The organism is Actinoplanes sp. CA-030573, from assembly GCF_050951115.1.
Taxonomy (GTDB): Bacteria; Actinomycetota; Actinomycetes; order Mycobacteriales; family Micromonosporaceae; genus Actinoplanes.
Window position 1 is genome coordinate 7,535,239 of sequence record NZ_CP192038.1, and the last position, 26,880, is coordinate 7,562,118.

Consider the following 26,880-nt stretch of genomic DNA (forward strand, 5'->3'; position numbering starts at 1 on the left):
CTGACGCGAGCGGCCCGGGTCCCGCGGACCCGGGCCGGATCGGTCAGCCGACCTCGACCAGCTCCGGCTTCTTCGCCGGAGCCGGCGGCGCCGGACGCACCAGGACGAAGACCGCCAGGGCGCACAGCAAGCCGACCGCGCCGCTGATGAAGAAGCCGGCGTCGAGGCCCGCCGCCGCCGCGGAGTGGATCACCGACGACGGGATCTGGCCGGCCAGCCGCCCGGCCTGGCCGCCGGCCACCGCGTGCGCGGCCTCGGTCGAGCCGAGGCGGTCGGCGGCCCGGGCGGCGAAGACGGTGCCGAGCACGGCGATGCCGATCGCGTACCCGAGCTGGCGCGCGGTGGTCAGCGAGCCGGCCGCCATCCCGCCGCGCCGGTGCGGCACGGCGCCCATCGCCGAGGACGCCAGCGACGGCATGACCAGGCCGACGCCGAGGCCGACGACCGCATACCCGGCGATCAGCGCCGGCCAGCTCGAGCCGGCGTGCACCAGGACGCCGGAGAGCAGGCTGCCGAGCCCGATCAGCAGCATGCCGCCGCCGATGACCAGGCGCGGGGAACGGCCGTGCAGGCGGGCGCCGGCGATGCCGGAGGCCAGCACCGAGCAGATCGACATCGGCAGGCCGGTGAGCCCGGCCTGCAGCGGGGACAGCCCGACCACCGACTGCAGCCAGATCGAGGTGTAGGTGAAGGCCGCGAACGCCGCGAAGTTCACCAGCAGGCCGGCCAGCAGGATTCCGGCGAACGAGCGGTTCCGCAGAAGCCTCAGATCGAACATGGCGTACGGGGTGCGCAGCTCGATGAGGGCGAAGGCGGCCAGGGCGACGGCCGACACCACGAGCAGCCCCCAGGTCTTGATCGACGACCAGCCCACGTCGTTGGCCCGGATCACGGCGAAGGTCAGCGCGCCGGCCGCGACCGTGAACGCCAACGTGCCGGCGAGGTCGAAGCGGCCCCGCTTGGCCGGCCCGTCGTGGCGCAGCGTGCGGAAACACATGATCACGGCGGCCACGCAGATCGGCAGGTTGACCAGGAAGATCCAGCGCCAGCTCAGGCCCTCGGTGAGCAGGCCGCCCAGGATCGGGCCGACCGCCGAGGCGGCGCCCGAGACGCCACCCCAGATCCCGTACGCGACCCCCCGGTCGCGCCCCTGGTAGGAGCTGTTGAGCAGGGCGAACGTCGTGGTGAACATGGCCGCGGCGCCGGCGCCCTGCACGATCCGGGCCTCGACGAGCAGCGCCGGGTCGGCGGCGAGTCCGCACGCCAGCGACGCGAGGGCGAAGACGATCAGGCCGCCGACGTAGAAACGGCGATGCCCGTACAGGTCGCTGAGCGCCCCGGCGCCGAGCAGCAGCACGCCGAGCGACAGGGCGTACCCGTCGACCACCCACTGCAGCGAGCTGAACGAGGTGCCCAGGTCGGTGGCCATCTCCGGCAGCGCCACGTTCACGATGGTCACGTCGATGAGCAGCATGAAGGTGCCGAGACAGACGGTCACCAGCGGCCACCACTTACGCATGGCAGATACTTCCTTCGGACGCGGGTCGATTTCCGCCACCACTGTCGGCCCGGTCCCGGTCAGGACCCCAGCCACGGCGTCAGATCGGCCGCAATCCGTCGTCATCGCTGCTCAGGCAGTGGAATCCGCCTTCTCAGCCCGTCAGAGTCTCACGATCCGCCATCGATGAACCATCCGTCCAGCAACACCGGCACGACCTTGCTCGCGCCCGCCGCCGAGGCCACCTCGACATCGCCGGCGAAGCCGAAACCGCGCAGCTCACGGCCGCTGACCGACTCGCGCAACGCGTCGGCGAGGCCGTCCGAGACGCCCCGGTACGCCCACAGCGCCGTCATCGCCTCGGGCGAGAACCCGTCCGGCACCCCCGCGCCCCACCCGCGCCCCTCCGCGAGGCCGTCCAGGAAGGCGCCCGCGCCCAGCAGGTCCTCGATCGCCGGGCGCAGCGACCCGTCCGGCCACCGCTCCCCCGACGCCACCACCCCGACCGGCCGGTCGCCGGCCCGCTGCCGCACCCAGGCCGCCGCGGCCGCCGCGTTGCGCAGCGACACCCCGATCACGGTCACTCCGGCGTCGGCGAGCCGCACCGCGATGGCCGACCCGTTCGGCGACGGCAGCACCAGCCGGTCGATGCCCTCGGCCCGCAGGTTGGCGTGCAGGATGCTCTCCGGCGACAGCGTCACCTGGCCCGGCCCGGCCTCCTTGCGCAGCACCGCCAGCATCGCGCCGTTGCGCCGGGCCACGTCGACCGCCGAGTCGTCGCGCCACCGGTACGGCAGCACGTGCAGGCCCTGCTCGATCGCCACGGTCAGCGTCGTGGTGAACGACAGCACGTCGACCACCGCCACGTAGGCCGCGTCGGGCGACACCGCATCGGCGCCGGCCGGACCCCAGTCGAAGCGGACCCGATAGCCGCCCTGCCCGTCAGCGAGGCTCATGGCTCGCAGTCTGCCAGCACGCACGCATCGCCGCGAATGAATCTCTCACCCGGTGCCGCCGGCCTCCTCGAGGTCGAAGCGCCAGTCGTTGCAGCGGATCGGATTGCCTTTCGGATACTCGAAGTCGGTCGCACCGAGCAGCTCGAACCCGGCCTTGCGGCAGATCGCGTTGGACGCCTCGTTACCGACCTTGGGGTAGGCGTGCGCCCACCGATGCCGCCGCTGCGCCGCCGCCAGCCCGAGCGCCGCCACCGTGGCGCCCGCCGCCAGCCCGCGGCCCTGGAAGCCAGGCAGCACCTTCCACCCCATCTCGTAGACGGTCTGCCCCCGCCACTCCCGGTCCCAGAAGCCGACCGAGCCGACCGGCCCGGGCTCGCCCTTGACCATGATCAGCAGCATGCTGCCGGTGCCGTCGCGCGCGTTGCCGGCGATCCGCCGATGCCGCGCCATGATCGACTCCTCGGACTCGACGCCGCCGAGGTGGGCCTGCATCTCGGGTGTGTTGGCCCGGCGCTCGAGCGCCGGGCCCCGCTCGTCCCAGGGCTCCAGCCAGAAGTTCGTCATGGCCGACATGCTTCACCCGGGGTACGACACTTTTTCAGAAGTACGTCTCGAACACGTCCACGACCCGGTGGTCACGATCGACGACCGGGATGTGCCGCCACTTGTCGAAGGCCGTGCACGGGTGCGAGATGCCGAACCGGATCAGGTCGCCCGGCGCGAGCCCGTCGGCGGCCAGGTACGTGTGGTGGTCGTTCAGCTTGGTCACCGACATGCCCGCGGCATCGACCGGCTTCCCGTCCCGCCGCACCTCCAGCGGCACCGGCAGGCCCTCGTCGAACGGCGCGTCCCGCTTGCCCATCCCGGCGATCGCGAGGCCCGGCTCCGGCGCCGAGAGCACCTGCGCCCACATCTCCAGCGCCGCCGTCAGCGGCCCCTCGGCCGGGACCCGCCGGAACGGCGTACGTTCGAGATAGAAGCCGTCGTCGTGGGTGACCGAGGCGCCGCTGCGCAGGATCACGCGCACGTCGCGCGGCAGCGCGGCGAGCCGGGCCACCACCCGGTCGAACCACGCGCTCCCGCCCGCCGAGACCAGCGAGAACGGGATTCCCGCGCCCTTCAGCCGGCGCACCCCGGCCACGACCTGGTCCAGGAAGTCGTCCACCTCCGGCTGGGCCGGCAGCTGACCCTCGTACGCGGTGACGCCGGCCAGCTCGAGGCGATCGGCGTCGTGCACGGCCCGGGCGACCGCCTCCAGCCCGTCGAGCGTGCGCACCCCGGTGCGGCCGCCGGCGTGCCCCAGCTCGACGAAGACGCGCAGGCGGCCCTCGGGCACGGCGGCGGCCGCGGCGACGCCGGCGAGCGAGTCGACCTGGAAGTAGATGCCGTCCTGACCGGCCAGCCAGCGCAACGCGACCGGGTCGAGCACCTCGTTGGCGATCAGGATCCGCTCGACGCCGAGCCGGCGCAGCACGAGCGCCTGGTTCGGGGTGGCCACGGTCATGCCCCAGGCGCCGGCCGCGAACTGGTCCGCGATCAGCCCCGGCGCCATCGTGGTCTTGGCGTGCGGCGCGAAGTCGAGGTCGTGCCGCCGGCAGTAGGCGGCCATGACGTCGATGTTGGCCCGGGCCGCCTCGCGACGCAGCGTCAGCAACGGCCAGGTGAACCCGCCGTCGAACAGGCCGGGCGCCGTGTCCGCGAAGTCACCCGCCGTCATCGAGCGGTCGGGCAGGAAGAATCCCTTGCTGCGCCAGTCGATCCGCGCCTCCGGCACCTCCACGTGCGGCCTCCTTTCGGCTGTTCCGATCAGGGTGGCACGACCAGCCGCCGGCGAGCAGGCCGGCCTCGCGCAGGTCGGCGGTCATCTCGTGCAGCTCGGCCAACCGGTCCGGCAGCGAGCGCGGATGGCCCGGAGCGCCGGGCCGGGCGTCACCCGGTCTCGGGCCCGACAGCGGCCGGTAGTTGACGCCGAGGGCATCGAGCCGGGGCAGGTGCCCGGTCAGCCGGTCGAGGAAGCCGTCGTAATCGGTGGACGGCGCCGACCAGACCTTCTCGGCGAACGCGCACAGCCGGGGAAAGGCCATGTAGTCGACCCGGGCCGCGGACTCCATGTGCTCGGTCCAGATGTTGGCCTGGCCGCCGAGGATGCGGCTCGGCGACAGACCCGGCGGGACGGGGTCGAACGCGTAGACGTCGGCGAGCGTCAGCAGGGTGCCCACCGGGGTCGGCTCGCCGGGGTCGTCCGACTGGCGGTAGTCCAGGTAGCAGGAGATGTCGGGGCAGGCCACCACGTCCAGCCCGGCGTTGACGGCGGCGACGGTGGCGTCGGGGCCGCGCCATGCGGCGATCACCGCGTCCGCGGGCGCGCCCCGGGCCAGCAGCTCGTCCCACCCGTAGACACGCCGGCCCAGCGACGACAGGAACGACGCCATCGAAGCGGTGAAACGGCCCTGCAGCTCGGCGGCGTCCGGCCGGTCCGACCACTCGTCGATCGGGCACTCGTCCCCGCCGATGCCGATCACCGGGGACGGGAAGATCGAGCACAGGTGGGCCAGCACGTCCCGGCAGAAGGCGTCGGACTCCGGCGACATGTTGAGGACGTGGGTGGAGATGCCCCACGCGGAACGCACCGGCCCGGCGTAGCCGTTTCCCAGCGACGGGTACGCGGCTATCGCCGCCTGCATGTGACCGGGCATGTCGACCTCGGGCACGACCGTCACGAAGCGCGAGGCCGCATGGGCCACGATCCGGCGCAGGTCGTCGTCGGTGTAGAAGCCGCCGTGCGGCTCGCCGTCGTAGCGGCCGTGGACCCGGGCGCCCCGCATCGTGGTCGAGCGCCAGGCGCCGACCGACGTCAGGCGGGGCCGGCCCGGGACCTCGAAGCGCCACCCCTGGTCGTCGGTCAGATGCAGGTGCAGGAAGTTGAGCTTGTGGAAGGAGACGAGGTCGATGAACCGCAGCACGTCCTCGACCGGCATGAAGTGGCGGGCGACGTCGAGCATCACGCCGCGCCAGGGGAAGCGGGGCTCGTCCTCCACCCGGCCGAGCGGCACGCCCCGGTCGCCGGCCAGCTGCCGCAGCGTCTGGGCGCCGTAGAAGACGCCGGCGGCCGATCCCCCGACGATCTCGATGCCGTCGGGGGCGATGCTCAACGCGTACGACTCCGGAGGTTTTCGCTCATCGATCGCCACCCGGGGCGTGGTGACAGGGACGTGGCCCCCGCTGAAGTGGGCGGACGACGGCCGCGGGATCACGAGCAACCCCCAGGAGGCGGAGCGGGTCTGGATATAGTTCGTTGATCCGGACGGGATGTCAACGAGAGACCGGCGCCGTCCGATGCCGTCTGGAGGCCGCCCGATGACGTGGGACCTGCTGCTCTTCGGCGGTTCGCCGTTCGACGTCGCCGTCTCCGGGGGCCTGATCGCCGCGACCGGCCCGGGCCTGCCGCGTACCGCCGCGACGAACACCGACATCTCGGGACTCGTCGTGACGCCGGGGCTCATCGATCTGCACACCCACGTCGGCCCGGGCTACTGGGGAATCGAGCCCGACCCGATCGCCTGGCGTACCGGAGTGACGACCTGGGTCGACGCCGGTTCGGCGGGCGCCTACACGCTCTCCGGTCTGCGAAAAACCGCAAGATCCGCGGAGGTACGGATCAGTGCGCTCCTGAACATCTCGGCCGTCGGGCTGGCCGGGCGCACCGGGGAGAGCCGCGACCTCGTCAACTGCGATGTCGAGCTCGCCGTCGACACCGTGCAGGAGCACCGTGACCTGATCCGCGGCGTCAAGGTGCGCATCGACCGCGAGACGGTGGGAGCCAACGGCGTCGAGCCGCTGCGGCGGGCGCTGACCGTGGGCGAGCGGACCGGCGTACCGGTGATGGTCCACATCGGAGCCGCTCCCCCGGCGGTCGACGAGGTGCTGGACCTGCTGCGGCCCGGCGACATCGTCACCCACTGCGCCAGCGGCATCGCCTCGCCGCTCGGCCCGGCGATCGTGGCGGCGGCCGGGCGCGGGGTGCTGCTCGACATCGGGCACGGCTCCGGCGGCTTCGCCTTCGACGTGCTCGACCGGCAGCTCGACCTCGGCCTGCGCCCGACCACGATCTCGACCGACCTGCACGCCCGGTCGCTGCACGGTCCCGCCTTCGACCTGCCCACGACCATGGCCAAGATGCTCGCGGCCGGCCTGCCGCTGGACGAGGTCATCGAGGCGGCCACGATCCGGCCCGCGCGCGCCCTCGGCCTACCCGGCGGCACGCTCGAGGTGGGCGCGCCCGCCGACCTCGCCGTGTTCGAGGTCCGCGACGAGGAGCTCGAGGTGACCGACGCCCATCTCCAGGCCCGCCGCTCGCCCCGGCGGCTGGTCAACCGGGCGACGTACGTGCACGGCCGCCTGCTGCCGCCGCGGCTCTCCCCGCCCGTACCACCGTGGATCCCGCTCACCGACGCGCAACGCGCGGCACTCGATCGCCGCGACCGTGACCTTCGCGCCCTGCTCAGCACCCCGCTGGTGGGCGCGGACGGCCTGGCCGACCAGTTCCCACGAGATGACCGGAGTTCCTGACATGCCCAAGCGCGCCATCGTCACCGACAAGGCCGCCCCCGCCGGTGGTCCCTACTCGCACGCCGTCGTGGCCGGCGACACGATCTACCTGGCCGGCGCCGTGCCCGCCCGGCCCGACGGCACCCGGGTGACCGGCAGCTTCGCCGACCAGGCGCACGCCGCCTTCCGCAACCTGCAGGCGGTGGCCGAGGCCGCCGGCGCGTCCCTCGACGACGCCGTCCGGGTCGGCGTCTACCTGCGCGACTTCGCCGACTTCGCCGAGCTCAACGAGATCTACAAGCAGTACATCAAGGGCGACAACCTGCCCGTACGCACGACGCTGCCGGTGCCGCTCGAGGGCTTCGACATCGAGATCGACGCCATCCTGTACGTCGGCTGACGGAATGGTCCTTGCCAGGTTTGCCGGGATACGGGCAACCGCCGTGACGACCGACATCCGCGCCGGGCTGCGGCAAGCCCGGCGCGGGAATCTGCCCGTCGCCGTTCGCGGGGGTGGGCACTGCTTCGCGGGGCGGTCGAGCACCACGGGAATCGTGCTCGATACCGGGGCTCACCGCGGCGTACGCATCGATGGGGACATCGCGGAGATCGGCAGCGGAACTCGCCTCGCCGAGGTCTACGAATCTCTGGCGGAACAGGGGCGCACCATTCCGGCCGGCTGCGGGGCAACCGTCGGGATCGCGGGGCTGACGCTGGGCGGCGGACTCGGCATTCTCGGGCGCCGGTACGGATTGACCGCCGACAGCCTGATCGGGGCGACCTTGATTCTGGCTGACGGGACGGAGACCGAGGCCGACGAAGATCTGTTGTGGATGCTGCGGGGAGGCGGTGCGCCGGGGGTGGTGACCTCCCTGCGGTTCCGGACCGTCCCGGCGCCCGGCTCGACGGCGTTCCGGCTCGGGTTCCCGGCGGAATCGGCGGTCGACGTGCTGGAGGCATGGCAGCACGCGGTGGGCGAGCTCGACGAGGCGATGGCGCCGAGCCTGGTGATCACGTCCGGCGGACAGGTCAGCGTGTTCGGCGCGGGGCCCGACCGCGCCGGCGTCGACCGGCTCATCCGGGTGCTCGGCACGAAGCCGAGCGAAGACGACCGGCAGCACGGGACGCACCGGGAGACCAAGCGGTGGCTCGGGCAGGACACCGCCGAGGACGGACGGTTCGCCTATCTCCACTCGGAGTTCTTCCGCGAGAACGTACCGGCCGAAGAGCTGATCGAGCGGCTCGTCGACGAGCCGGGCGACGAGCTGCGGGAACTGGACTTCACACCGTGGGGCGGGGCCTACAACCGGGTGGCGCCGGACGCGACGGCCTTTCCGCATCGGGACGCGAAGTTTCTGCTGAAGCAGACGGCGACCGTCGAACCGGGGAGAGAACCGGGCACGTGGCTGGACGAGTCGTACGCGATCACCCATCCGTACGGAACCGGCGGAGCCTATCCCAACTTCCCCGAGCCGGGTCTGCCGCCGGAGGCCTACTACCTCGGGAATACCGCCCGCCGCGAGCGGATCCGGGCCCGCTTCGATCCGGAGGGCCTGTTCGGGTAGTCGCGGCCATCGTCGCGAAGGCGAACGCGACCAGGATCGCGCCGGTGAGGGCGAGCGAGCGGGCGCCCAGAGCGGGGAGCATCACGCCGCCCAGGAGCGAGCCGGCGGCGATGCCGGCGTTGAAGGCGGTGCTGACCCCGGCCGATGCGATGTCGGTCGAGCCCGGCGCCACCTGCAGCATCCGGTTCTGGACGGCGGTGGCGAACGCCGCGTAGCTGAGGCCGACGCACCCGAGCAAGATCATTGTCAGCACCTGCAGCGTCCCCAGCGCGTACAGGCCGAGGAGCGCGACCGCCGCGATGGCCAGCGGGACCAGCAGCGAACCGATCGGGTGGGAGTCGAGCGTGCGCGACACCGCGATCGTGCCGGCAGTGCCGGCGGCGCCCGAGACGAACAGGAGCACGGCCAGGGCCGATGCCGGGAAGCCGGCCACGTCGAGCAGGAACGGCGTCACGTACGTGTTGAAGACCAGCAAGCCGGTGATGCCGACGGCGGTGACCACCAGCAGAACCGTGAACGCGCGGCGGCTCGGGCCGGTGCCGACCGCCGCGCTGCCGGCCTCGGGGCGGTAGGTGGGTATCAGGGCGACCACCGCGATCGTGGCCAGCAGGCCGAAGGCGGCCATCACCGCGAACGCCGCGCGCCAGCCGCTCTGCTGGCCCAGCCAGGTGCAGAGGGGGACGCCGATCACCGGCGCGAGCGTGGCGCCGGCGCCGAACAGGCCGACGACGCGGCCGCGCATCGCGAGCGGGAACAGGCCGGAGACCACCGGCGGCGCGATCGACCAGAAGAGGGCCTGGGTGAGCGCGGTGACCAGGCGGGCGACGGCCAGGATCTCGTACGTCGGAGCCAGCGCCCCGGCGACGTTGGCCGCCGTGAACAGGCCGAGGGTCGCGCCCAGCAGGTGGCGGCGCGGGATGTGCCGGGTCAGCATCGTCAGCGGCACGCTGGCCAGCACCACCACGATCGCGTACCCGCCGACCAGCAGGCCGATCTGGGAGCGGGTGCGGTCGAGGTCGTCGGCGATCAGCGTGAGCAGCCCGATCGGCAGCAACTCGGTGGCGACGAAGGCGAACGCGGACAGGGAAAGCACGACCAGGGCGGCCCAGGCACGACGAGATGTCAAACCAACCCCCCGGTGTGCAGAAACGTGATCAGCAGCATCGCGGGCGCACAAAGCACCGTCGACAGGAATATCGCGTCGCGGGCCAGCACGAGCCCGCTTCCGAAGCGCTGCCCGTAGAGGAACACGTTCTGGGCCGTCGGGAGCGCGGCGAGGACGGTCACCGCGTACGCCGGCCGGGAACCGAGGCCGAGCACGACGGCCAGGAGGTAGGCGACGGCCGGCATGCCGGCGGTCTTGAGGATGACCGCGGCGACGGTAGCCCTGCGGTCGGGGCCGGGTGCCAGCACGCGCCGGCCGGAGAGCGACATGCCGAACGCGATCAGCACCACCGGCACGGCGGCGTGACCGATCGTGGTGATCGGCGCGGCGATGACGGCCGGTAGCCGCAGACCGGTCACGGAGAAGACAACTCCGATCAGCACCGCGACGATCATCGGGTTCCGGAACGGGGCGATCAGGGTGGCTCGCCAGGAGGCATGGCCGGTCTCGGCGATCTCGAGCATGGTGAGCGCGACCGGCGTGATGATCAGCAGCTGGAGCATGATGATCGGCACCACCAGGGCGGCGTCGCCGAGGACGTAGGTGGCGATCGGGATGCCGATGTAGTTGGCGTTGACGTAGCCGGCGGCGAGCGCGCCCATCACCCGGGTGCCGGCGTCCCGCTTGCGGGTGACGAGCAGGTGCAGGCCGAAGGTCAGCAGGCAGGCCGCGGCCGAGACCAGCAGCGGCTCGCTGAACAGCGTGCGCAGGTCGGCGCCGGACACGCCGCTGAACAGCAGGCAGGGGTTCAGCACCGCGTACCCGAGCCGGCCGATCACGGCCTCGGCGTTCTCCTCCAGGCCGGCCCACCGGCGGGTGATCCACCCGGCGGCGACGATCACGCCGATCAACGCGAAGCCGGAGAGAGCCGAGATCATAACCCGACGCTAGCGTGGCTCTGCGTCGATGAAAGTTCGCGGTAGCCTGCCGTAGTGACGGATCGTATGCCCGGCGTGGGGGACGTGGCGGCGATCCCCCTGCGGGGTGGTTACGGCGCCTGCCAGGTCACCGGCGACGGGCCGACCGCGTGCGCGCTGGACTGGTTCTCGGTCGAGCCGCCCACCCTCGCGCAGCTGGCCACGGCCGGGCCGCTGATCCTCGACCACCACGCGCTGCGCGGGCAGTCCACGGAAGTCAACATCATCGGGGACGAGCCGCCCCCGCCCTGGTGGATCTGGCTGGGCCGGCTGGACCCGCCGGAGGGTGGCCCGGTGCACATCGACGGCCGTGCGCCCTGGCCGTGGCTGGCCACCCAGATCGCGGCCCAGCGGCGGTGGGACCTGGAGATGCCGAAGGAGGCGCGGCGGGCCTACCGGGCGGCGCGCGGCGTGCAGACCGGCGTGCTCGACCTGACCGGCGCCGCGTACGGGAACTGGGCCGAGCTCGACGAGATGCCCCGCTGCACGGCGGTGGTGTGGTCGGGTCCCGAGCGCGGCCTGATCGCGGCGCTCGCCGACCATCCGATGATCAGCGATCTGACCTGGGTGGACGCGCCGCCGCTGATCGACCTGGGCGCGACCCGGCTGACCCGGCTCCGCCTGTCGACGGCCGAGGTCGACCTGCTCGGCCTGCCCGACGGCCTGGCGACGCTCAAGCTCGACGAGGACGTGCGGGTGCGCTCGGTGATCGCCGCCGACGACGGGCGCTGGCTGGCCCTGACGGCGGACGCGGCGCACGTGCCGGGCGGGGTGGGCGGCCTGCGCGAGCTCGCCCTCACCGGTGACGGGACGATCTCGGCGGCCGAGCTGAGCGATCTGCGCGATCTGCGGCGGCTCACGCTGACCTGGCGGTCGGCGCCGGGCGAGCTGGTCGACACCACCGCCATGGCGGGCCTGTCACTCCTGGCCGACCTCAAGCTCATCGGCGGGTACGGGGTGGACGGCCGCACCCTGCCACACCTGCCGGCCCTGCGCTGGCTCGTCTGCGTGGGGCTGTACCGCCGGGCGGCGGCGGCCATCGAGGAGCGTTACCACGCCACCGGCATCCGGCTGGACCTCAGCGACATCGCGCCCGAGTGGCGGGAGTTCTGAGGCATGCCCGCCGTTCTCGACGAGGTGGCCCGCCTGGTGACGGTCGCGCCGCTGAGCCGCAAGGGCCGGGTCTTCCGCCTGGTCGCGCCCGACGGCGACGCGATCGTGGCCGCCCTCCGCCCGGCGCTGGACTCGCAGAGCTTCCACGCCCGCTTCACCGTGGAGATCGCCGTCGTGACGACGCCCTGGCTGGCCTGGCTGCGGCAGTCCCCCGACATCCGCAACCCGCTGCCCCGGGAGGGCGCCGTCAAGGCCGTGCTGTCCACCATGGAATGCGGCCCGGACGAGATCGCCGCGTGCGCCGCCGAGGTGTCGGCGATGCTGGCCCGGGCTCTCCCGGAGTGGCTGCCGCTGCTCGACCGCTCCGAGCTGTGGTGGCGGCTGCGCGAGGACGGCCCGCTGCCCGGCACGTGCGCGCGCGTCGCGGTGCGGGCCGCGCTGGCCGCCGACGCGGGCGACGAGCCGGCCACCCGCCGCGACGCCGACGCGATCGAGCGGCTGGACCCGGCCTCCGACTTCCCGGACTGGGTGCGCGCCGCGATCCGGAACTGGCCGCCGCCTCAGGACGGCGACGTCAAGTAGCGCTGGACGGTCGGCCCGATCCAGGCCGCGGCCTCCGCCGCCGGCATCGCCACCAGCGGCGGCAGCCGCAGCACGAACCGGCACAGCGCCAGCCCGAGCATCTGGCTGGCGATCAGCGCGGCGCGGCGCGGCGCCTCCCGCGGATCGGTGCAGGCGGCCGCGACGACCGGCAGCAGCTGGGCGCCGAAGATCTCGCGCATCCGGTCGGCGGCGGCCTGGTTGGTGGCGGCCGCCCGCAGCAGCGCGGTCAGCGTCTCGTCGCCCTCCCACCGGCGCAGGAAGTGGCCGGTCAGCGTGACGCCGAGCTCGCCGGGCGGGATCGCCGACACGTCCGGCAGCCGCAGGTCGAACTCGGCGGCCGCCGCGAACAGCTTCTCCTTGTTGCCGTAGTAGCGCATCACCATCGACGGGTCGATGTCGGCGTCGGCGGCGATCGCCCGGATCGTCGCCCGCTCGTAGCCGTCGCGGGCGAACCGCTCCCGCGCCGCCACCAGGATCGCGGCGCGGGTCGCGTCCGAGCGGCGTTCGGCCATGGTCACGCTCCCTTCCCGCGCTTGATCGTAGACAGCTCGGAGAGGTTCATCGCGAGCGCACGCCGGACCGCCGGAATGCGCCCGGCCAGCGGCAGCACCGTGTTGCGGGCGGCGATCGCCGTCCGGTGCCGCACGGTGGCGATGCGGGTCATCCGGTCGGTGAGCGCGACCACACCGGCCGCGACCGGGCGGCGGCGACGCTCGTACCCGTCGAGGTCGGTGCCGGCGGCCAGGGTCGCGGCGAGGTCGATGGCGTCCTGGATGCCGGTGTTCATGCCCTGGCCGCCGGCCGGGCTGTGCACGTGCGCCGCGTCGCCGGCCAGGAAGATCCGCCCGGCCCGGTAGTGGTCGGCGAGCCGGTGGTGCACGCGGAAGCGGGAGCTCCAGACGATCTCGCGAACGCGCGCCGGCTGCCGGCGGGGACCGCGCTCGTCGAGCAGCGCCTGCACGTCGCCGAGGCCCGGCCGCTCGGGCGCGTCGTCGAGGGTGGCGACGATCCGGTGGCGGCCGCCGGGCAGCGGCGCGATGACGGCGAGGCCGGCCGGCGCGAAGTAGAGCATCACCTCGTCGTCCGGGAGCTGCCAATCCATCCGCACGTCGGCGAGCACGAAGGACTGGGCGTACGCGTCGCCGGTGAACCCGATGCCGCTGCGCTCGCGGACGAGGCTGTGCATGCCGTCCGCCCCGACCAGGTACCGCGCCCGGATCGTCTCGCCGCCGGCCAGCGTCGCGGTCACCCCGTCGTCGTCCGGAGCAATACCGACGACCTCCGCCTCGCGGCGGATCGGGCCTCCGAGCTGGTGCAGGCGATCGGCGAGGATCCGCTCGGTGTCGCTCTGCGGCAACATCAGCGTGTACGGATACGGCGTCGGCAGCCCGCCGAAGTCGACCGTGAGCAGGGGCCGGTCGCCGTCCCGCACGACGAACCGGGGCACCTTGAGCCCGCCGTCGACCAGCTCCTTGCTCACGCCGATCTGGTCGAGCGCCTCGAGCGTACGGGCGTGGATGACCGCCGCCCGCGACGTGTTGGTCCCCGCCGCCTGCCGGTCGACGACGAGCGCCTGCTTGCCGCGCGCCGCCAGGGACGCGCCCAGGGCGAGCCCGACCGGCCCCGCGCCGACGATCAGTACCTCGGTGTCCATGACATCCTCCCGTTTGCCAACGCTTGTTGGCATGACGGTACTCGATGCCAACGCTCGTTGGCAAACACTTGTTGGCAAGAAGCCTGAATCACCGAAGAGGACGGAGAACATCAGTCGCCGTGGTTTGATCAGCACGACCACCGGAAACGCCTGTGAAACGTCGGCCTGCGAGCATCGCGGGGATCCAGGGAGGTTCGGTTGTTCCTGAGCCAGCACGAACAGGAGCGCCTGCTCATTCACGTCGCGGCCGATGTGGCCCGGCGGCGGCAGGAGCGGGGATTGAAGCTCAACCACCCCGAGGCCACGGCCATCATCACGGCGTTCCTGCTCGAGGGGGCTCGGGACGGGCGTACGGTCGCGGAGCTCATGGACGCCGGGCGGCGTGTGCTCACGCGCGACGACGTGCTCGAGGGGGTGCCCGAGATGCTGGGCGAGGTGCAGGTCGAGGCGACCTTCCCGGACGGGACCAAGCTCGTCACCGTGCACGGGCCGATCGCATGACCCCGGCCGATCGCATGGTTCCCGGCGAGGTCATCGCCGGCGACGGCCCGATCGAGATCAACGCCGGGCGGCCCGTGGTCGCGCTGACCGTGCGTAACACCGGGGACCGGCCGGTGCAGGTCGGGTCACACTTCCACTTCGCGGAGAGCAACGCGGCGCTCGACTTCGACCGGGAGGCGGCCTGGGGTCATCGGCTCGCGGTGCCGGCCGGCACGTCGGTGCGCTTCGAGCCGGGCATGCCGCGCGACGTCGAGCTGGTGGCGCTGGCCGGGCGGCGGATCGTGCCCGGGCTGCGCGGCCTGGCCGGCGGCCCGTTGGACGAGGAGGCCACCGCGCCCTCCTCTTCCGCACCCTCGCCGGCCGCGCCGTCGCCGGCCGCGCCCTCGTCCGCCGGGGAGCCGCCCGCCGCGCCCGCGTTCCTGCCGGAGAACGGGAGCCCGCGATGATCCTCGACCGCGGCCGCTATGCCGCCCTCTACGGACCGACGGCCGGCGACCGCATCCGGCTCGCCGACACCAACCTGCTGATCGAGGTCGAGGAGGACCGCAGCGCCGGGCCGCGGCCGGGCGACGAGGTGGTCTTCGGCGGCGGCAAGGTGATCCGCGAGTCGATGGGGCAGTCCCGGGCGAGCCGGGCCGAGGGCACGCCGGACACGGTGATCACCGGCGCGGTGGTGCTCGACCACTGGGGAATCGTCAAGGCCGACATCGGCATCCGGGACGGCCGCATCGTGGCGATCGGCAAGGCCGGCAATCCCGACACGATGGACGGCGTGCACCCCGACCTGGTGATCGGACCCGGCACCGAGATCATCGCCGGCAACGGCAAGATCCTCACGGCCGGGGCGATCGACAGCCACGTCCACCTGATCAGTCCCACCATCCTGGACACCGCGCTGGCCACCGGCATCACCACGATCGTCGGCGGCGGCACCGGCCCGGCCGAGGGCACCAAGGCGACCACGGTCACGCCGAACGCGTGGTACCTCGCCCGGATGCTGGAGGCGATCGACACCTTCCCGGTCAACGTGCTGCTGCTGGGCAAGGGCAACACGATGTCCGAGGAGTCGATGTGGGAGCAGCTGCGCGGCGGCGCGGGCGGATTCAAGCTGCATGAGGACTGGGGTACGACGCCGGCCGTCATCGACACGTGCCTGCGCGTGGCCGACGCCTCGGGAGTGCAGGTCGCCATCCACACCGACACGCTGAACGAGGCCGGCTTCGTCGAGGAGACGCTGCGCGCGATCGCGGGCCGGTCGATCCACGCGTACCACACCGAGGGCGCCGGGGGCGGCCACGCGCCGGACATCATCACCGTCGCCGGGCACCCGAACGTGCTGCCGTCGTCGACGAACCCGACCCGGCCGTACACCCGCAACACGCTCAGCGAGCACCTCGACATGCTGATGGTCTGCCACCACCTGAACGCGGCCGTGCCGGAGGACCTGGCCTTCGCCGAGAGCCGCATCCGCCCGTCGACGATGGCGGCCGAGGACCTGCTGCACGACCTCGGCGCGATCTCGATGATCGGCTCCGACTCCCAGGCGATGGGCCGGGTCGGCGAGGTCGTCATGCGCACCTGGCAGACCGCGCACGTGATGAAGGCTCGCCGCGGCTCGCTCCCCGGCGACGGGCCGGCCGACAACGAGCGGGCGAAACGCTACGTCGCGAAGTACACGATCTGCCCCGCCGTGGCGCACGGGATGGCGGCCGAGGTCGGTTCGGTCGAGCCCGGGAAGCTGGCCGACCTGGTGCTGTGGGATCCGGCGTTCTTCGGCGTCCGGCCCGCCCTGGTCATCAAGGGCGGCATGATCGCGTACGCGCAGATGGGTGACGCCAACGCCTCCATTCCCACCCCTCAGCCGATGCTCCCCCGCCCGATGTTCGGCGCCTACGGCGCGGTGCCGGCACAGACGTCGCTGGCGTTCGTGGCGCCCGCCGCGATCGACGCCCTGCTCGGCGACCGGATCGGCGTGAAGCGCGCGCTGGCGCCGGTCGCCGACACCCGCCGGGTGGGCAAGGCCGACCTGCCCCGCAACGACGCCACACCCACCATCGAGGTGGACGCCGACACGTTCGTGGTCCGCGTCGACGGTGAGACCATCGACCCCGATCCGGTGACCGAGCTGCCCATGGCCCAGCGCTACTTCCTCTTCTGACCACGCCCATGAGCCTCGCGACCCTCCTCGTGCTCGCCGACGGGCGGCTGCCGTCGGGCGGTCACGCGCACTCCGGCGGCCTCGAGGCCCAGGTCGCCGCCGGCCGCTTGGGCGACATCTCCGGTCTGGGCGGCTTCCTGCGCGGGAAGCTCGCCACCTCGGGCCTGGTCGCGGCCGCCTTCGCCGCGGCCGCCTGCGCCCGCCCGCACGAATCCGGCCCGTTGGACGACGGCCTCGACGCCCGCACGCCGTCGCCCGCGCTGCGGAAGGCCTCGCGCGCCCAGGGGCGGGCCCTCCTGCGGGCCGGTCGCGCGATGTGGCCCCTTCCGCCGACCGCCCGCGACCCGCATCAGCCCGTGGCCCTCGGCGTCCTGGCCCACGCGAGCGGACTGGGTCCCGCCGAAGCCGCCGTCGCCGCGGCCCACGGCATGACGACCGGGGCGGCGAGCGCGGCGGTCCGGCTTCTCGGGCTCGACCCCTATGCGGTCCATGCGCTGCTCGCCCGGCTCGCCCCCGCCTGCGACCGGATCGCGGCCGAGGCCGCGCGCCGGGCGAACGACCCGGTGGACGACCTGCCGGCCGCCGGCACCCCACTGCTCGACATCGGCGCCGAGCATCACGCCACCTGGGAGGTGCGTCTCTTTGCATCTTGATCACTCGCTGCCGGGCGGAGCCCCGCCGCAAGCGGCCGGGAACACGGTGGGGACCGGTGGGGCCCTGCCCCACCCGTCCGACAACTACGTGCCGGAACCGCCGCACACGCATCCGCATCCGGACGCCGACCCGCACGCGCCCCTGGCGGCCGGGCCCCGGGCACTGCGCATCGGCATCGGCGGCCCGGTCGGCTCGGGCAAGACGGCGCTGGTGGCGGCCCTCTGCCGGGCGCTCGGCGCCGAACTGCGGCTGGCCGTCGTCACCAACGACATCTACACCACCGAGGACGCCGACTTCCTGCTGCGCAACGGCGTGCTGCCGGCCGACCGGATCCGCGCGGTCGAGACCGGCTGCTGCCCGCACACGGCGATCCGCGACGACATCTCGGCCAACCTGGACGCGGTCGAGGACCTCGAGGATGCCCTCGGCCCGCTCGACCTCGTGCTGGTCGAGAGCGGCGGCGACAACCTGACCGCGACGTTCAGCAAGGGCCTGATCGACCGGCAGATCTTCGTGATCGACGTGGCCGGCGGCGACAAGGTGCCGCGCAAGGGCGGCCCGGGCGTCACCACCGCCGACCTGCTGGTGATCAACAAGACGGACCTGGCGCCGATGGTGGGCGCCGACCTGGCGGTGATGGAGCGGGACGCGAAGGCCCGCCGCGGCGATCTGCCCACCGTCTTCCTCTCGCTGGTCGAGGACCGCGAGGCCGGCGCCGTCGCCGACTGGATCCGCGCCCGGAGAGCGGACGAGGCGGCGGTCTGATGCGGGCGGCGGCGCGCATCGTCGCCGAGGCGGACGGCCGCGGCGGCACGCGGCTGACCGTTCTGCACGGCGAGTCGCCGCTGCTGCCCCGCCGCACGGGCGGGTGGGACGACGACGCGGGCGTGACGGTCCATCTGGTGGGCGGCGCGGCCGGCCCGCTACGCGGCGACGATCTGCGCCTGCACGTCACGGTGGGTGCCGATGCCCACTTGACCGTACGCGGCGTGGCCGCGCAACTGGCGCTGCCGGGGCGCCCGGACCTGCCCGCCTCGCGGCTGGACATCCGGGCCGAGGTCGGCCCGCGCGCCCGGCTGCGATGGCTGCCCGAGCCGCTGATCGCCGCCGCCGGCTGCGACCACGACGCCGTCACCCACGTGGAGGTGGCCGAGACCGGCCACCTGCTCTGGCGCGAGGAGCTGGTCTGCGGCCGCCACGACGAGCCCGCCGGTGACGTACGCCTGAGCACCACCATCCGCTACGCCGGCGGCACCGTCTACCGGCACGACCTGGCCGTCGGGCCGCACGCGCCGGGCTGGGACTCCGCCGCGGTCCTGGGCCCGGGACGGGCGCTCGGCACGCTGGTCGCGGTGCCCGGCCTCGACGATCCGCCGATGGGCACGCCGACCGCCGCGATCATGCCGCTGGCCGGGCCGGCCGCGCTGGCCACTGCCGTCGGCCCGGACATCCGCGACGTCCGGGCCGTGCTCGACAAGCTCGCCCGATAGGACGAGGGCGGCCGGGCCGCCCCCGTCCGGGCCCTACGCCGCCACGGCGATCGGTACCCCGTGGCTGTCGGTCAGCGCGAGCCGGGTGTGCAGGTTGCCCTGCTGCGCGACCCGGGCGAAGTACTCCGAGCGGCGGCGTTGCAGGCAGCCCTTCCGGGTGCGCGGCCCGCCGGCCGCGACCGTCAGCAGCTCCGGCGCCAGCGAGCTGTTCAGCCCCTCGCGCAGCAGCTGCAGCGCCTCGGTGCGCAGCTGGGAGATGCGCGACTCGGTGACGCCGAGCCGGGCCGCCACGTCGCTCAGCGGCTGCTCCTGCAGGAACGACTCGGTGACGACCAGGCGCAGGCGCTCGGGCAGCGCCTGGATGGCCTGGTGCAGGTAGCCGAGCCGCTCGCGTTTGAGCAGCAGGTCCTCGGGCCCCTCGGAGGTCTCCGGCACCATCTCCTCGGCGGCGCCGGTCGGAAAGCCCTGCAGGCTCAGAAGCGCCGCCTTCTGCACGTCGTCCTCCACCGTGGCGAGCTCCGCCACGCCGATGCCCAGCATCTCCGCCACCTCGGCGTCGGTCGGGGTGCGACCCAGCGCCGCGGTGAGCTCCTGGCGGGCCGCGGCGGTACGCCGGGCCCGGGCCCGCACCGAGCGGCTGGCCCAGTCCTGGCCCCGCAGCTCGTCCAGCAGCGCGCCCCGGATCCGCACCGCGGCGAAGCGGTGGAACGGTATCCCCCTGGTCACGTCGAAGGATCGGGCCGCACCCAGCAGCGCGGCGAATCCGGCCGACGACAGGTCATCCGCATGGACATGACCCGGAACCCGGTTGAGAAGTTCCCGGACCAGATGGCCAACCATCGGCATGTGCTCGCGGACCAGGTCCTCGATGTCACGCGCGGACGGCGCGTCGTGGGTCGTGCCGATGGTGGCGGGGAGTTCGGTCGTGGTCGTCACGTGGTCCTCCTCGCTCATACGACCGGTTGGTGAAAACCGGCTGACGAGGAGAACTTTTGCCGCCGTCAGGTGCAGCGGCGGCCGAACTCGGTTGCTTTTGAGGTGCTTTTTGCGAGAAAAGCTCAGGTACGCGCGCTGGCGACGGCCGTGGCCGGCACCACGCCGGTGAGCTCGTCGTGCACCCAGTTCATGCGCCGGACGGCGCTTTCCGGGTGGTCGCCGAACTCGGTGGCCACTTCGGCCGCACAGCCCTCACTGCCGTGCAGCAGGATCATGGCGGTGACGGCCTGCTCGACCGCTCGCCGGGTCGGGCACTCGGACGGCTGCAGGCTCGAGACGAACAGTGCCTCCGCCGCCAGGTCCTTCACGATGCTGATCATTGTCGAAACTCCCCGATGTACGACTCGACGGCCCCCCTGGAGCGATTCTTTCCCGCGTCGGGAGCGGGCGGTGGCAGCCACGCCGTGTGCCGTGGTCTCATCGACGGATAGCTCCAGAAAGTGCCTGCTCACATCGCTTTCACCCTAACGCGGCGATCGGCCGCCCGGAGCGGGGTTTCCCGCCGGACGGCCGATCGAGGGCGTAAATGATCAGACTGGCGGCGGAGGCGCGCCGCCGCCGCCGGTGTCCCCGCTGCCGGTGCCGGTGCCGGGGTCGGTGGTGCAGGTCGGGTCGGCCACGTCACAGCCCTCGAGCGACGGGCTCGGCGGGGTGGTGACCTCGGTCGGCGCGGTGGTCGGGGGCGTGGTCGGCGGACTCGACGTGGTGCTCGTCTGGTCGCTCGGCACCGGCACCACGACGCCGTCCGAGCCGGTCGAGGTCGGGCCGGGGCTGGTCGTGGTCGTCACGACGCCGGTGGGAGTGGTGGTCCGGCCGCCACCGCCGATCGTCGAGCCGCCGGCCCCGGGCGCCGTCGGCGCGGTGGTCGGCGTGATGTGCACGATGCCGCCCGGGTCGATCGAGATGCCCGGCACCGGGGTCGTCGACGACGATCCGGGCGTCACCAGGCGCCGCTCGCCGTTCGACAGGTTCACCACCTGCTTGGACGGCTCGCCCGGCTTCGACGACACGAAGGTCTCGCAGGTGCGGTTGTTGAGCATGAAGGCCAGCGGCGCGCTGTTGTTGGCCTGGTAGCGCCCGCTGATCGGCAGGGTCAGCGTCTTCTGCGGGTTGAGCGGCTCGCTCGAGCGCACGGTCACCTGCTGGCCGTCCTGCGCGAGGTCGACCTTGCCCTTGCCCGAGATGACCTGGTCGCCGGGCATGAGGAACCACAGCTTCCAGTCGGTGACCGGCGCATCGGCCCGGTTGGCCAGCGTGACCTGGGCCTTGAACTGCCCGTTCGCGTCCGACCAGACGGCGTAGCTGACCACGCACTTGCCGGTCGCCGGGATCACGCTGGGCTGCGGCGTCGCCCGCGGGCTGCCGGCCGCGCCCTGGGTCAGGCTCCAGCCGTAGGTGCCGAGGCCGAGCAGCACCACGGCGCCGGCCACGATCATCACGCGCCGAGTGTGGTTGTGGCTCGCGTTGTTGCGGCCCTTGGCGGCCGCGGAGGTCGTCTCGTCCGGCTTCGCCGCCGACTCCGCCGGCTGCTCACCGTCGTAGGCCCGGCGCAGCGCCGGACCACCGGCGGCCGCGTCGACCGGCCCCGAGCGCAGGGCCGCGAACCGGCTGTTGCGCTCCGGCGCGTCCCCGGCGCCCGGCGCGCCGGGAGCCCCGGCGCCCATCGCACCCGCACCGGCACCCATCGCGCCCGCAGCACCGGCGCCCATCGCGCCCGCTGCACCGGCAGCCGCAGCGCCCATCGCACCCGCGCCGGCACCCATCGCGCCCGCGCCGGCCGCCATCCCACCGGGACCCGGGGCACCGGCGGCGCCGGCACCCATGAAGCCCGCGCCCGCCGGACCGGCACCCATCGCACCCGCGCCCGCGGCACCCATCGCGCCGGCACCCATCGCGCCGGCCGCCATTGCGCCGGCCGCCCCCAGACCCGCTGCGGCCGCCAAACCCGGGCCGCCGGACGGCGGATAAGGGTCGTGCCGGATCACGTCCGGATACGACCTCTGGGCGGGCAGGATCGTCGTGTCCTCGCCGCTGTCGGCCCACTCCGGCACGTAACCCCGCGCCACCGCGGGCGCCCCGGCCGCGATCGCGGCCAGCACGTGCGCGAGCTCGGCGCTGGACGGCCGGTCGGACGGCCGCTTCTCCAGGCAGCGGCCGACCAGCGCGGCGACCGCCGGCGGAAGGCCGTCGACCGGCGGCAGCGGATCGGGCTCGGTGTACTGATGCGCGCGCAGCAACGCGGTCGTGGTGCCCACGTCCCACGGCAGCTGACCGATCAGCGTGCGGTAGACCAGCAGGCCCACCGCATAGACGTCGGTCGCCGGGCTCACCTGGCCGCCCTCGAGCCGCTCCGGCGCGAGATAGGCCGGCGTGCCGAGCAGGCTGCCGTCCGGGTCTATGTCGTTCTCCCCGATCAAAGCCGAGATGCCGAAGTCGACGACCTTGGCCCCGGTCGGGGTCAGCATGACGTTGGCCGGGGTGACATCGCGGTGCACGATGCCGCGCGAGTGCGCGGCCGCGAGCGCCGCGGCGACCTCGGCGGTGATCCGTACCGCGTGCTGCCAGGGCAGCCGGCGGGTCCGGGCGAGTACGGCGGCGAGCGACTCGCCGTCGATCAGCTCCATCACGACGTACGGCACCGGCTCACCGTCGACGGTGGTCGCCTCGCCGTAGTCGTACACATTCGTGATGTGCGGGTGGCTGAGCCGGGCGGCGGCCTGGGCCTCAGCCCGCAGCCGGCGCCGGAAGGCCGGATCGGCGCTGGTCGACGGCGGCAGCACTTTCACCGCGACCTGACGCCCGAGGACTTCGTCGAATCCTCGCCACACCACTGACATCCCGCCGGCGCCGAGCCGTTCCACCAGCCGGTATCTACCGGCCAGCAGGCTCGATCCGGGCAGGTCCGTCGTGCTCATGTGCCCCCACATGCGCGCTCCGAAGTAACGCCGAGTCGCACCGCCATGCCACTCGACGCTTTGGGGTCGGACCGGCCCAGCTTCGGGCCGAACTTTCCCCATCGACGGCGAGGATGTTAGCCCAGCAGGGCCCATATCACGAGCGGTCGACACCGGGCTCTACCTGCGCGTCGTTACGGACCGTTTCCCGGCATATGCCAGCCGTCGGGGATCTCGGCAACGAGCCGAAAGTCGGATCATGGACACTTGCCCGCACCGCTTCGCCCGACTAAATACCGATTTTTCGTACAGGTTGGAATGGTCGGTAGCGGTGCGTGCTGCGTCTCTGCTCAAGACCGCTGCACCGATTGTCGCCAAGCCGTCACGGAACGAGACGAAACCCGTCACTCACTGATGATCTTTAATTACTCACCCCATGGCAAAAGTTGAAGGGTTGAGCTGTGCAAACCCATCTGATCGGGTGATCCCCTCCACTGATCAGCCAATTCCGCGTACGGGCCCGGGTACGCGGCGTGTCGCACCGCGAAAAGTCGGACGAACGAGCATCATCCCAGCAGAACACCCCGGACGAGGTCGCGCCCGGGTGACGCCGCCGCCCCCGGCGCGGGCCGGGTGGGCAGGCCGGTCGAGGCCGGCACCGGCAGGTCCCCGCCGCGCACCGCACCCAGCTCGGCCAGCAGGGCGAGCACCGGCGCCAGCTGCTCGTAGATCACCAGCACCACGTCGCCGGGCCGGGCCAGCCCGAGCGCCTCGGTGATCGCCTCCCGGTAGCCGTCGGCCCGCAGCGCCAGCAGCTTCGGCCGCCGGGCCCGCATCTCCCGCTCGACGAGTGCCGACACCTCCCCGGACGGCCGGCCCCGCGAGTCCTCGTCGTCGTAGAGCACGGCCCGGGCCACCCCGTCCGCCACCACCTGGGCACAGGCCGTCAGCAGGTCGTCCCGCCGGTCCCCGGGCAGCGTCACGGCGGCCACGCAGCGCTCGGTCCCCCAGATCCGCTGCAGCGTCCGCAGGGTGGCGGCCAGCGCGGCCGGGTTGTGCGCGTAGTCGACGAAGACCGCGACGTCGCCCACCCGCAGCAGCGTCGCCCGGCCCGGGTTCGCCACCGCCGGGTCGAAGTCGGCGAGCCGGCGCGCGACCGACTCCTGGCCGGCCCCGAGCGCACGGGCGGCCGCCACCGCCGCCAGCGCGTTGGCCGCCGCGTGGGTGGCCGCTCCCCCGTACGCCCCGGGCAGGTCGGCCACCCGCAGCAGCGGCGTCCGGCGAGCACCGGTGGCCTGCACCAGCCAGCCGTCCTGCAGCAGGTAGGCGGTGGCGCCCCGGGCCAGGTGCTCGACCACCACCGGCTGCTCCGGGTCGAGCCCGAACCACACCAGCCGTTTACGGTCGGCGCGCACCCGAGGCCGGTCGGCCAGCGATCGGACCCAGGGGTCGTCGGCGTTCAGCACGAGCGTGCCACCATCCCGTACGCGCTCGGCCACCAGCGCCTTCACATGCGCAAGGTCCTCGATGGTGTCGAGGCCGTCCTGGCCGAGATGATCGGCCGTGATGTTGGTGATCACCCCGACGTCCGACCAGTCGTAGCCGAGACCCCGCCGCAGCAGGCCGCCCCGCGCCGTCTCGAGCACGGCCGCCTGCACGGTCGGATCGCCCAGCACCATCTGCGCCGACAGCGGCCCGGTCGCGTCCGCCCGGTAGACCATGCGGCCGTCGACGCTCACGCCGTCGGTGGTGGTCAGGCCGATCCGCATGCCGGTGTCGGCCAGCAGGTGCGCGGTCAGCCGGGCCACCGTCGTCTTGCCGTTGGTGCCGGTCACCGCCGCCGTCGGGATCCGCCCGTCGGAGCCGGCCGGGAACATCGCCCGCACGATCGCGTCGCCCACGTCGTGCGCGCGGCCACGCACCGGCGCGAGGTGCATGCGCAGGCCCGGCACCGCGTTCACCTCGATCACGCCGCCGGTCACCTCGCGGCCGGAGACCACCGGCGTCAGCGGGTCGGCGATGTCGGGCAGGCGCAGGTCGATCCCGGCGATGTCCAGGCCGACCAGCGCGGCCACCCGCAGGCAGAGCCGGGCGACGTCGGGATGCACCCGGTCGGTGACGTCGTGGCTGGTGCCGCCGGTGGAGAGGTTGGTCGTCTCGCGCAGCCAGACCTCGCGCCCGGGCGGCGGGACCGTGCCGAGCCCGGCACCCTGCCGCTCGAGGACCCGCATCGAGGCGTCGTCCACGGTGATCCGGGTCAGCACGCGGGAGTGGCCGGCGCCGCGGCGCGGGTCGGTGTTCTCCCGGTCGACCAGCTCGGCGACCGTGCTGCGGCCGTCGCCGACGACGTGGGCCGCGATCCGCTCGGCCGCCGCCACCACCTCACCCGCCACCACCAGGACGCGGTAGTCCCGGCCGGCCAGTTGCCGCTCGATCACGACGTCCTCGCCGGCGGCCGTGAACGCGTACGCCATCGCGGTTCCGGTGGTCACGCCGAGCGTGACCCGGTCACCCTGCCGGCCCTGCCGGGGCTTGACGACCAGCGGTCCGCCGAGGTGGGCGAAGAGGCGTGCGGCTTCCGGCGCCGTACGCGCGACGCCGCCGGCCGGGACCGGAATGCCGGCCTCGCCGAGCAGCCGCCGGCAGATCTCCTTGTCCCCGGCGATGTCGATGCCGACGCCGCTGGTCCGGTCGCTCATCGCCGCCCAGGCCAGCCGGCGCCGGTTGCCCCAGCCGAGGCGGACCAGGCTGAGGTCGGCGCACCGCTCGATCGGGATGCCGCGGCGGCGGGCGGCGGCGACGATCGCCCGGGTGCTGGGCCCGGTCGCCTCCCGCTCGGCCAGCGCGGCCAGATCGGCGAGCCGGCCGGCCAATCCGTGCTGCATCTCGGCCACGCCGGCGCCGGCGGCGGCGAGCGCGACGCTCGAGTACGACCGCCCGGCAACGATCTCGGTGACCAGCTCGACAGCCGCGGCCAGCAGGTCGCCCGGCACCCGCGACTCGGCCGGCTCGTCGACCGGGCACTCGACGATCAGCTGGTAGCGGCCGGGCTCGTGGGTGGAGACGGTGCGGCCGAAGCTGACGTCGCGGCCGATGAGCTGGGACAGCTCGATGCAGACGTGCTCGGTGACGTGGCCGAAGTAGGTGCCGCCGCGCAGCCGGCTCACGAAGCCGCCGGGCGCGCCGGCCGCGCAGTGGTGCTCGGTCAGGCCGGGCAGCGCCCGCAGCAGCCGCTCGGCGAAGCCGGTGACGTCCGACGTCTCGCGGCCGGCCAGGTCCTCGAGCCGGATCACCGCGACGATCGCGGGCCGGGACAGGTAAACGTTGGGACCGCGCAGACGGCGCAGACTCTCGATCTTCATGCGACTCCCCGTTCGACCGTGGGTGCGTCGACGACCGGCCGGCGTCCCGTGAGATGGAAGATGTGGCCGGCCGGCAGCACGTGGATGCACGCGCCGGCCAGCGTGATCGGGCCCCGGGCCGGAACCCGGATGTCGGTGGCGCTCCCGGCGTCGACCACGGTGACCGCGCCCGCGCCGAGCACCTCGAAGCGGTCGCCGTCGGTGAGGATCGCGGTGTCCTCGTCGATGCCGAGGCCGAGCTCGTGCGGGGCCATGGCGACGGCGCTCAGCAGGCGGTTGAGCCGGCCACGCTCGGCGAAGTGCTGGTCGATCAGCACCCCGGGCAGCAGCTCGAGGCCGGGGCCGGTGCGCACGCTGGCCCGGGTCACGCCGGGCGCGTCGCCCTCGACGATCATCGTGCCCGACATGGCGGCCGCCCCCGCGCTGGTGCCGGCGATCAGGTGGTGTCGCTGTATCGCCGTGTCGGTGACGGTCCCGCCGATGATCGAGGAGATCCGCTCCTGGTCGCCGCCGGTGAAGAACACGCCGGTCGCCTCGTCCAGCAGCGGCTGCGGCCGGTTGGCCTCGGCCCGGGTCGACAGCCGCAGCGCGCGCACCTCGCCGGCGCCCAGCGACAGGAACGCCTCACGGTGGGCGGCCTCGGCCTCGGCGGGCGCGGAGCTTGCGGTGGCGATCACGACGATGCGGGCTGCCGCGCCGCCGGCCAGCGAGACGAAGCGGCCGAGCAGGCCCGGTCCGGCCGCGCCGCCGATGATCAAAAGCCGGCGACTCGACACCGTCTCAGGTTAATCGGAACAAATCCGAAA

Annotated in this window: 24 protein-coding genes and 2 pseudogenes; 11 read left to right on the plus strand and 15 right to left on the minus strand. The window is 73.4% G+C overall.

Annotated features, from left to right (window positions below; translation table 11 throughout):
- Positions 1–43: 43 nt before the first annotated feature.
- From ACQP2F_RS34635 to ACQP2F_RS34655, 5 genes are all read right to left on the minus strand, one after another.
- The gene (locus ACQP2F_RS34635) at positions 44–1,519 is read right to left on the minus strand and encodes a DHA2 family efflux MFS transporter permease subunit (RefSeq protein WP_433295012.1); all 1,476 of its coding nucleotides are present in this window, start codon (positions 1,517–1,519) and stop codon (positions 44–46) included.
- A gap of 149 nt (positions 1,520–1,668) precedes the next feature.
- Positions 1,669–2,454 carry a 2-phosphosulfolactate phosphatase gene (locus ACQP2F_RS34640; RefSeq protein WP_433295014.1) on the minus strand — a complete coding sequence of 262 codons (786 nt, stop codon included), beginning with the start codon at positions 2,452–2,454 and terminating at the stop codon, positions 1,669–1,671.
- A gap of 45 nt (positions 2,455–2,499) precedes the next feature.
- The gene (locus tag ACQP2F_RS34645) at positions 2,500–3,018 is read right to left on the minus strand and encodes a GNAT family N-acetyltransferase (protein WP_433295016.1); all 519 of its coding nucleotides are present in this window, start codon (positions 3,016–3,018) and stop codon (positions 2,500–2,502) included.
- 34 nt (positions 3,019–3,052) lie between these two features.
- Positions 3,053–4,234, minus strand: a complete 1,182-nt coding sequence (locus tag ACQP2F_RS34650; protein WP_433295018.1) for an alanine racemase — start codon at positions 4,232–4,234, stop codon at positions 3,053–3,055.
- Positions 4,158–5,645, minus strand: coding sequence for a beta-N-acetylhexosaminidase (locus tag ACQP2F_RS34655; protein WP_433295020.1), 1,488 nt, complete (start codon positions 5,643–5,645; stop codon positions 4,158–4,160). The genes ACQP2F_RS34650 and ACQP2F_RS34655 overlap by 77 nt, the downstream gene beginning before the upstream one ends.
- Positions 5,646–5,811: 166 nt before the next feature.
- Here ACQP2F_RS34655 and ACQP2F_RS34660 point away from each other — a divergent pair, with 166 nt between their 5' ends.
- The 3 genes and pseudogenes from ACQP2F_RS34660 to ACQP2F_RS34670 all read left to right on the plus strand — a co-directional run.
- Positions 5,812–7,023, plus strand: a complete 1,212-nt coding sequence (locus tag ACQP2F_RS34660; RefSeq protein ID WP_433295023.1) for an amidohydrolase family protein — start codon at positions 5,812–5,814, stop codon at positions 7,021–7,023.
- Position 7,024: 1 nt separating this feature from the next.
- Positions 7,025–7,402, plus strand: coding sequence for a RidA family protein (locus ACQP2F_RS34665; protein WP_433295025.1), 378 nt, complete (start codon positions 7,025–7,027; stop codon positions 7,400–7,402).
- 4 nt (positions 7,403–7,406) lie between these two features.
- Positions 7,407–8,510 (plus strand): annotated as a pseudogene (locus ACQP2F_RS34670) (FAD-binding oxidoreductase); the annotation flags it as partial.
- On the opposite strand, the gene ACQP2F_RS34675 reads toward ACQP2F_RS34670, so the two are convergent.
- Both ACQP2F_RS34675 and ACQP2F_RS34680 read right to left on the minus strand, forming a co-directional pair.
- Positions 8,428–9,693: an MFS transporter gene (locus tag ACQP2F_RS34675; protein ID WP_433295027.1), complete on the minus strand. Its 1,266-nt coding sequence runs from the start codon at positions 9,691–9,693 to the stop codon at positions 8,428–8,430. The pseudogene ACQP2F_RS34670 and the gene ACQP2F_RS34675 overlap by 83 nt on opposite strands.
- Positions 9,690–10,610, minus strand: coding sequence for an AEC family transporter (locus ACQP2F_RS34680; RefSeq protein WP_433295029.1), 921 nt, complete (start codon positions 10,608–10,610; stop codon positions 9,690–9,692). The genes ACQP2F_RS34675 and ACQP2F_RS34680 overlap by 4 nt, the downstream gene beginning before the upstream one ends.
- Before the next feature lie 54 nt (positions 10,611–10,664).
- Between ACQP2F_RS34680 and ACQP2F_RS34685 the strand changes: the two genes are divergently transcribed.
- A complete protein-coding gene (locus ACQP2F_RS34685) occupies positions 10,665–11,762 on the plus strand; it encodes a hypothetical protein (RefSeq protein WP_433295031.1) in 1,098 nt (365 codons plus the stop codon).
- 3 nt (positions 11,763–11,765) lie between these two features.
- The gene (locus tag ACQP2F_RS34690; protein ID WP_433295033.1) at positions 11,766–12,344 is read left to right on the plus strand and encodes a hypothetical protein; all 579 of its coding nucleotides are present in this window, start codon (positions 11,766–11,768) and stop codon (positions 12,342–12,344) included.
- On the opposite strand, the gene ACQP2F_RS34695 is transcribed toward ACQP2F_RS34690, so the two are convergent.
- A complete protein-coding gene (locus tag ACQP2F_RS34695) occupies positions 12,323–12,877 on the minus strand; it encodes a TetR family transcriptional regulator (protein WP_433295035.1) in 555 nt (184 codons plus the stop codon). The genes ACQP2F_RS34690 and ACQP2F_RS34695 overlap by 22 nt on opposite strands.
- A gap of 2 nt (positions 12,878–12,879) precedes the next feature.
- Positions 12,880–14,019 carry an FAD-dependent monooxygenase gene (locus tag ACQP2F_RS34700; protein ID WP_433295037.1) on the minus strand — a complete coding sequence of 380 codons (1,140 nt, stop codon included), beginning with the start codon at positions 14,017–14,019 and terminating at the stop codon, positions 12,880–12,882.
- A 198-nt stretch (positions 14,020–14,217) separates the two neighbouring features.
- Between ACQP2F_RS34700 and ACQP2F_RS34705 the strand changes: the two genes are divergently transcribed.
- From ACQP2F_RS34705 to ACQP2F_RS34730, 6 genes are all read left to right on the plus strand, one after another.
- Positions 14,218–14,520, plus strand: a complete 303-nt coding sequence (locus ACQP2F_RS34705) for an urease subunit gamma (RefSeq protein WP_433295039.1) — start codon at positions 14,218–14,220, stop codon at positions 14,518–14,520.
- A complete protein-coding gene (locus tag ACQP2F_RS34710) occupies positions 14,517–14,966 on the plus strand; it encodes an urease subunit beta (RefSeq protein WP_433295041.1) in 450 nt (149 codons plus the stop codon). Before ACQP2F_RS34705 ends, ACQP2F_RS34710 begins: the two co-directional genes overlap by 4 nt.
- Entirely contained in the window at positions 14,963–16,678 is a 1,716-nt protein-coding gene (locus tag ACQP2F_RS34715; protein WP_433295043.1) for an urease subunit alpha, read from the plus strand. Before ACQP2F_RS34710 ends, ACQP2F_RS34715 begins: the two co-directional genes overlap by 4 nt.
- 8 nt (positions 16,679–16,686) lie before the next feature.
- Positions 16,687–17,331, plus strand: a complete 645-nt coding sequence (locus ACQP2F_RS34720) for an urease accessory protein UreF (protein ID WP_433295045.1) — start codon at positions 16,687–16,689, stop codon at positions 17,329–17,331.
- Between the two features lie 88 nt (positions 17,332–17,419).
- Complete coding sequence (gene ureG / locus ACQP2F_RS34725; protein WP_433307707.1) at positions 17,420–18,097, plus strand: urease accessory protein UreG; 678 nt, start codon at positions 17,420–17,422, stop codon at positions 18,095–18,097.
- Entirely contained in the window at positions 18,097–18,822 is a 726-nt protein-coding gene (locus ACQP2F_RS34730) for an urease accessory protein UreD (RefSeq protein ID WP_433295047.1), read from the plus strand. Before ureG ends, ACQP2F_RS34730 begins: the two co-directional genes overlap by 1 nt.
- A 33-nt stretch (positions 18,823–18,855) precedes the next feature.
- On the opposite strand, the gene ACQP2F_RS34735 is transcribed toward ACQP2F_RS34730, so the two are convergent.
- The 6 genes and pseudogenes from ACQP2F_RS34735 to ACQP2F_RS34760 all read right to left on the minus strand — a co-directional run bounded on the left by ACQP2F_RS34735 (position 18,856) and on the right by ACQP2F_RS34760 (position 26,850).
- A complete protein-coding gene (locus tag ACQP2F_RS34735; RefSeq protein WP_433295049.1) occupies positions 18,856–19,758 on the minus strand; it encodes a sigma-70 family RNA polymerase sigma factor in 903 nt (300 codons plus the stop codon).
- A gap of 122 nt (positions 19,759–19,880) precedes the next feature.
- The gene (locus ACQP2F_RS34740; protein ID WP_433295051.1) at positions 19,881–20,138 is read right to left on the minus strand and encodes a hypothetical protein; all 258 of its coding nucleotides are present in this window, start codon (positions 20,136–20,138) and stop codon (positions 19,881–19,883) included.
- A gap of 210 nt (positions 20,139–20,348) precedes the next feature.
- Positions 20,349–21,725 (minus strand): cellulose binding domain-containing protein, encoded by a 1,377-nt coding sequence (locus tag ACQP2F_RS34745; RefSeq protein WP_433307709.1) that lies wholly within the window; start codon positions 21,723–21,725, stop codon positions 20,349–20,351.
- A gap of 99 nt (positions 21,726–21,824) precedes the next feature.
- Positions 21,825–22,733: pseudogene (locus ACQP2F_RS34750) on the minus strand (serine/threonine-protein kinase); the annotation flags it as partial.
- Between the two features lie 545 nt (positions 22,734–23,278).
- Entirely contained in the window at positions 23,279–26,074 is a 2,796-nt protein-coding gene (cphA, locus tag ACQP2F_RS34755) for a cyanophycin synthetase (RefSeq protein WP_433295053.1), read from the minus strand.
- Positions 26,071–26,850 carry a cyanophycinase gene (locus ACQP2F_RS34760; RefSeq protein WP_433295055.1) on the minus strand — a complete coding sequence of 260 codons (780 nt, stop codon included), beginning with the start codon at positions 26,848–26,850 and terminating at the stop codon, positions 26,071–26,073. The genes cphA and ACQP2F_RS34760 overlap by 4 nt, the downstream gene beginning before the upstream one ends.
- Positions 26,851–26,880: the final 30 nt, after the last annotated feature.

Bases quoted from the DNA above. Each gene is read 5' to 3' on its own strand.
- ACQP2F_RS34700 (WP_433295037.1), bottom strand. From the start codon at position 14,019: ATGGACACCGAGGTACTGATCGTCGGCGCGGGGCCGGTCGGGCTCGCC.
- ACQP2F_RS34710 (WP_433295041.1), top strand. From the start codon at position 14,517: ATGACCCCGGCCGATCGCATGGTTCCCGGCGAGGTCATCGCCGGCGAC.
- ACQP2F_RS34645 (WP_433295016.1), bottom strand. From the start codon at position 3,018: ATGACGAACTTCTGGCTGGAGCCCTGGGACGAGCGGGGCCCGGCGCTC.
- ACQP2F_RS34680 (WP_433295029.1), bottom strand. From the start codon at position 10,610: ATGATCTCGGCTCTCTCCGGCTTCGCGTTGATCGGCGTGATCGTCGCC.
- ACQP2F_RS34715 (WP_433295043.1), top strand. From the start codon at position 14,963: ATGATCCTCGACCGCGGCCGCTATGCCGCCCTCTACGGACCGACGGCC.
- ACQP2F_RS34660 (WP_433295023.1), top strand. From the start codon at position 5,812: ATGACGTGGGACCTGCTGCTCTTCGGCGGTTCGCCGTTCGACGTCGCC.
- ACQP2F_RS34635 (WP_433295012.1), bottom strand. From the start codon at position 1,519: ATGCGTAAGTGGTGGCCGCTGGTGACCGTCTGTCTCGGCACCTTCATG.
- ACQP2F_RS34665 (WP_433295025.1), top strand. From the start codon at position 7,025: ATGCCCAAGCGCGCCATCGTCACCGACAAGGCCGCCCCCGCCGGTGGT.
- ACQP2F_RS34640 (WP_433295014.1), bottom strand. From the start codon at position 2,454: ATGAGCCTCGCTGACGGGCAGGGCGGCTATCGGGTCCGCTTCGACTGG.
- ACQP2F_RS34690 (WP_433295033.1), top strand. From the start codon at position 11,766: ATGCCCGCCGTTCTCGACGAGGTGGCCCGCCTGGTGACGGTCGCGCCG.
- ACQP2F_RS34730 (WP_433295047.1), top strand. From the start codon at position 18,097: ATGCGGGCGGCGGCGCGCATCGTCGCCGAGGCGGACGGCCGCGGCGGC.
- ACQP2F_RS34740 (WP_433295051.1), bottom strand. From the start codon at position 20,138: ATGATCAGCATCGTGAAGGACCTGGCGGCGGAGGCACTGTTCGTCTCG.
- ACQP2F_RS34695 (WP_433295035.1), bottom strand. From the start codon at position 12,877: ATGGCCGAACGCCGCTCGGACGCGACCCGCGCCGCGATCCTGGTGGCG.
- ACQP2F_RS34720 (WP_433295045.1), top strand. From the start codon at position 16,687: ATGAGCCTCGCGACCCTCCTCGTGCTCGCCGACGGGCGGCTGCCGTCG.
- ACQP2F_RS34745 (WP_433307709.1), bottom strand. From the start codon at position 21,725: ATGGCGGCCGGCGCGATGGGTGCCGGCGCGATGGGTGCCGCGGGCGCG.
- cphA (WP_433295053.1), bottom strand. From the start codon at position 26,074: ATGAAGATCGAGAGTCTGCGCCGTCTGCGCGGTCCCAACGTTTACCTG.